Origin of the sequence: Vibrio splendidus 12E03 (assembly GCF_000272105.2) — a bacterium.
In the GTDB taxonomy this organism is placed as follows: domain Bacteria; phylum Pseudomonadota; class Gammaproteobacteria; order Enterobacterales; family Vibrionaceae; genus Vibrio; species Vibrio splendidus_I.
Window position 1 is genome coordinate 1 of the sequence record NZ_AJZD02000118.1, and the last position, 3,223, is coordinate 3,223.

The window sequence follows — 3,223 nt, forward strand, 5'->3', positions numbered from 1 at the left end:
CATAATACGCACTAAGGCGTAAGTTCTTTCTGAGGGCTGTCTAGCTGCTCTTGAGCCTGAATCTGTGGGTAGATTCGAATAAAGCTAAGCATGCTCTGTAACGTCTCAATTTCTTCCATCATATGAAATGTTAATTTGTCGCCTATTTCTTCGGTGTAAGCACCGGAATTTAAGAACGTAGACATGTTGTGAAGATCATTTACCTTGTCGGAAACATCCGTTAGCGTGTACTCTTGGAAACTCATAATTAACTCTCGTATAGTTGATTGTGATAGAAGCCCGTAGCTGCCGACCAGTTACGGGCTTTAACTTTTTATGAAGGCATTCCTTCAATCAATTCATACTCTGCACCGTCAAGGAAATCCTCGATAGCTGGCTTAACATCCCCCTCAAATTTACACATGTAAAACTCTTCAAGTGTTGGAAAATATAGCTCAATTGATGCTGGTGAATGTCGCTCGATATAAACCTTAATCATAATTCGACCTCCATTGGCGTGATGATTTTTCCGTATTTCTTTAGCTCCACAGTGCCAAAGTTATTAACGATATAAGAAGAGCTATGAAAGGTATAAAATCCGGCTTCATAAGGTGGTTGACCTTCTTCCAGTTGAACCTTGGTGAGCGTTGGGAAACGACCTTGCAAGTGCACATAAGCATCTTGTTCGTAAATAGTACGCGGTGGTTTTCCGTCTTTCCCTGGCATGGTTCTGGGTGTAACTCTTACGTCTTCTTTGAATACTTCGATTTTTAACATGGTGTTTTCCTATGCGTATGCTTTGAAAGGTAAAATATTAGTTTCGGCTACAACTGGCATCTTGTACCAATGCGGAATTTCGAGCGGCTGTACCTCGATAACCTCAGAACGTTTAAGTGTTGGACACATACGACTAACATCAAATTGCTGACCAATATCGATACCAATGGCTTTTAATCGTGCTTTGTGCTCGTAAAATTGAGCTTGTTTTAATATCCCTCTTAAATCGGCTCCGTGTTGCCACATGGTAAAATAACTCATAGTTGTATTGGCTTTTCGTAAAGTATCGACAGCGCCAGAAGCTAGTAATTGATGTGCAATTGATTCATGTTCGTCGTGTGATATCTGTATCGTTTTCATAGCATTCTCAATATCTTGTAGGTGGTTGTAGAAATCTTGTTCTGTTGTAATGCCGTAAAATTGTAAGTCGTGCCGTTTTAATAATGCTTGTCTCAAACTGTGCTCTTCTCGAACAACTCCGAACGATTCACAATAATCAATAAGCTTGTTCACATAATCTAATGCCTCTTGTGATACTCCTTCTTTTTTTCGTTGGTCTTTTAATAAATGTCTCTGTAGATCAACCGCCTTTGCATATAGCTTGTCCATTATCCACGTAGACCCTTCACCCCAGTTGCAGGTATTACCATCAGGATAAAGCTTAGGTTTTCGTCCTCGACCAATTTGCATAGAAGAAAGACCTCGAATAAAAGAGCGTTCCTTACCCTTCCCTACCGCTAAATTACGAGTCCAATCTATCGATGTAATTTCAGCACCATTACCAATCAATGAAGACGATTTTCCATCAGCAGATTGACGATGAGCAAAACGAGTATTTTTGGTAAACGGAGGCAAGTTATACGAGGCTAGAATATGGTTATAAATCGCTACACATTCATCAAGCGTCTGTAACCCAAAGAGATTGTCCATACGCTGCCAGCGTGACGGATTCCCCTCAACTCGTACACGAGTGCCATTACATCGAATAGTTAACTTTGTGCTGTATGAGCCTTCTAATATTTTTTGATTAACCGTCGGTGGAAGGTTTTCACCAGTTTCCAATTCAACCCTTTCGATAACATGACGCCCCACAAGAGGAAGGTTGCCCTCATGGTGATCTTGTTGCATGAAAAGTTGGTCAATGAAGAACAAATGAAAACCCTGTCAAGTACGTTTTTTTATAACTTACCACCCAACAAGGTGTACTTCAAGGTTGGGGGTGTATAAAAGTAGTGATATACTAATAAAAACACGTACCAAAAGGGTCATAAAATGGAATCTAGCGTACTAAAAGAGAATAGAGCTAAAATATTAAGGGCAGCAAGAGAGCGAGCAGGATTGACACAGGAAGAGATTGCAAAGCGGATAAAAGTAGCTAAACAGACATATTTGAAATGGGAAAATGGAGACACGGAACCCAAGGCAACTCAAATTAAGCTGTTAGCTCAGGAGCTAAAAATATCAGCAGATGAAATATGCAACGGTGTTCTTTTTGAGAAATACGCCCTTGATGATTTCATCATGGAGCAAATGATAAGCCAAGCTCCATCGAATATCGTTACACTAAGAACTTGGCAGTTTATCCATGATCACCAAGGTTACATAGACAGCCTTACAGTAAAAGATTTAGAACGAAAAAAAAGAGACCTTGAGTCGGCAATAGAGACCAACAAAGAATTAATCGAAATGGGTGCAAAAATGACAGAAGAACATAAAAAACTCTTCACAGATGCCATAGAAAAAAGCAAAGAAGAAATAGCTAAGTTAGAATCCGAATGATGAAATATTCCGGAATTCCGGAGTTAGTTGGGGTGTTACAGGAACCCCAACCCTTCGGGTAACAATCGCGCAACAAGTTAATATTTTGAGAATGACCTTTTGAGGTCATTTTTTTATGACCGAAAAGTGCCACATTGGGACTATAAGCCACTATTAAAGTAAGTGGCTTATCACCCTCCGCCGCGTTCGTCGTCCTCAGTCTTCGTCCTTCTCACTTGTTGGATTGTGAACGCTTAAAAATCTATCGATAGAAATTTGAATTGGGAGTGCTCTGCACCAAAAAGCTATTCTGGCAAAATGAAAGGAAGGTTTTGTGATCTTCTTTGGAGGGAGTAACGCTTCGCTGCTTTTCGGGCATTTTGGGGAGTCATGGCCAAGAACTGTATCGAGTGCCCTTATCCCTGCGGGGCTAGTATGTCATTTTTTGACATACTGGTATGTTACCTGATAACAAACTGCACTTTGTTAGAGCATCAAAACCCTGTTTTGATTAGTCGAAATTGAATTATGAAAAGTGCGCATTGTGCAAATTATGTTACGGGTTAACTTCTAACAACGATTTTCCTAACGGGCATCAAAAAGGCCAGACAAGCTGACCTCCTCATTGAGCATGTTACTCACCCACGTTCTTATTCAGTTAAGCACAGCGAACCACTCAACATAATTTAGACCCATAATACGCACTAAG

5 protein-coding genes are annotated in these 3,223 nt (G+C 40.3%); 1 reads left to right on the top strand and 4 read right to left on the bottom strand.

Annotation, left to right across the window (positions count from 1 at the left end; all coding sequences use genetic code 11):
• Nucleotides 1–11: 11 nt before the first annotated feature.
• The 4 genes from A142_RS09405 to A142_RS09415 all read right to left on the bottom strand — a co-directional run bounded on the left by A142_RS09405 (nucleotide 12) and on the right by A142_RS09415 (nucleotide 1,908).
• Nucleotides 12–245 (bottom strand): hypothetical protein, encoded by a 234-nt coding sequence (locus A142_RS09405; protein ID WP_019825256.1) that lies wholly within the window; start codon nucleotides 243–245, stop codon nucleotides 12–14.
• 68 nt (nucleotides 246–313) lie between these two features.
• Nucleotides 314–478 carry a hypothetical protein gene (locus A142_RS25135; RefSeq protein WP_019825258.1) on the bottom strand — a complete coding sequence of 55 codons (165 nt, stop codon included), beginning with the start codon at nucleotides 476–478 and terminating at the stop codon, nucleotides 314–316.
• Nucleotides 475–756 carry a single-stranded DNA-binding protein gene (locus A142_RS09410; RefSeq protein WP_019825259.1) on the bottom strand — a complete coding sequence of 94 codons (282 nt, stop codon included), beginning with the start codon at nucleotides 754–756 and terminating at the stop codon, nucleotides 475–477. The genes A142_RS25135 and A142_RS09410 overlap by 4 nt, the downstream gene beginning before the upstream one ends.
• A gap of 9 nt (nucleotides 757–765) precedes the next feature.
• Nucleotides 766–1,908, bottom strand: a complete 1,143-nt coding sequence (locus A142_RS09415) for a phage/plasmid replication protein, II/X family (protein ID WP_019825260.1) — start codon at nucleotides 1,906–1,908, stop codon at nucleotides 766–768.
• Between the two features lie 120 nt (nucleotides 1,909–2,028).
• On the opposite strand from A142_RS09415, the gene A142_RS09420 reads away from it, so the two are divergent.
• Nucleotides 2,029–2,535, top strand: a complete 507-nt coding sequence (locus A142_RS09420) for a helix-turn-helix domain-containing protein (RefSeq protein ID WP_019825262.1) — start codon at nucleotides 2,029–2,031, stop codon at nucleotides 2,533–2,535.
• The last annotated feature ends 688 nt before the right edge of the window (nucleotides 2,536–3,223 follow it).

What these genes read in the sequence shown, in the direction of transcription:
- A142_RS25135 (WP_019825258.1), bottom strand. Translation starts at nt 478, where the DNA reads ATGATTAAGGTTTATATCGAGCGACATTCACCAGCATCAATTGAGCTA.
- A142_RS09410 (WP_019825259.1), bottom strand. Translation starts at nt 756, where the DNA reads ATGTTAAAAATCGAAGTATTCAAAGAAGACGTAAGAGTTACACCCAGA.
- A142_RS09420 (WP_019825262.1), top strand. Translation starts at nt 2,029, where the DNA reads ATGGAATCTAGCGTACTAAAAGAGAATAGAGCTAAAATATTAAGGGCA.
- A142_RS09405 (WP_019825256.1), bottom strand. Translation starts at nt 245, where the DNA reads ATGAGTTTCCAAGAGTACACGCTAACGGATGTTTCCGACAAGGTAAAT.